General features: G+C 50.8%; 1 protein-coding gene. It reads right to left on the bottom strand.

From position 1 onward, the window contains the following. On the bottom strand, nt 1–883 hold an 883-nt coding region (locus tag K5Q92_RS24575; RefSeq protein WP_220771251.1), incomplete at both ends, for a hypothetical protein.

Here is an 883-nt window from a genome sequence, read left to right as displayed (position 1 = left end):
CTCTCTTTCCCTCTTTCTTCTTCTTTCTCTTTTTTCTCCCTCTCTCTCTCTTCTTTCTCCTCCTCCCTCTTTCCCTCTCCCCCCTCTCTTTTCTTCCCTCTTCTTTCTCCCCTTCTTCTCTTTTTTCTTTTTTTTTTTTTTTTTCCTCTCCCCTCCCTCTCCCCTCCCCTTTTTTTCCCTTTTTTCTTCTTTCTTTTTCCCTTTCTTTCTTTCCCTTTTCTCCTTTCCCCCTTTTCTCTCTTTCCTCTCCTTTCCCCCTTCTCCTCTCCCCTCCCCTTCCCCTCCTTCCCCCCCCCTTCCTTCCCTTTCCTCTTCCCCTCTCTCTCCTCTCCCTTTTCCTCCCTCCTCCTCCTCTTTTCTCTCCCCTCTTTTCCCCCTTTCTTCCCCCTCCCCCTTCCCCTCCCCCCCCCTTTCCTCCCCTTCCCTTTCCCTCCTTCTTTTCTTTTCTCCCCCTCTTTCTCCCCTCCCTTCTTTTTCTTCTTTTTTCTTTTCCCCTCTCTTTTCTCTCCTCCCTCCCCCTCCTCCCTCCCCCTCTTCCTTTCCTTTCTTCCCCCTTCCTCTCTTTTCCCTTTTCCCCTTTCTTCCCCCTCCTTTCCTTTCCCTTTCCCTTCCCTCCTTCCCCTTCCCCCTTCCCTTCTTTCTTTTCTTTCCTCTCCTCTTCTCCTTTTTCCCTCTCTCTCTTCCTCTTCTTTTTTCTCTTTCTTCTTCTCCTCCCTCCTCTCTTTCCTCTCTCCCTTCTTTCTCTTTCCTTCTCCTCCTTTTCTCCCTCTCCCCCCCTCCTTCTTTCTTCTCTTCCTCTCTCCCTCTATTTCCTTCTCCTCCCTTCTTTCCCTCTCTTCTCCCCTCTCTTCCTTCCCCTTCCTCTCCCCCTCATTCGCCCCAC

The organism is Shewanella sp. MBTL60-007 (assembly GCF_019654915.1).
Classification (GTDB): Bacteria; Pseudomonadota; Gammaproteobacteria; order Enterobacterales; family Shewanellaceae; genus Shewanella.
Note: the sequence above shows the minus strand (reverse complement) of the source record. Positions and strands in the feature narration are given on the sequence as shown.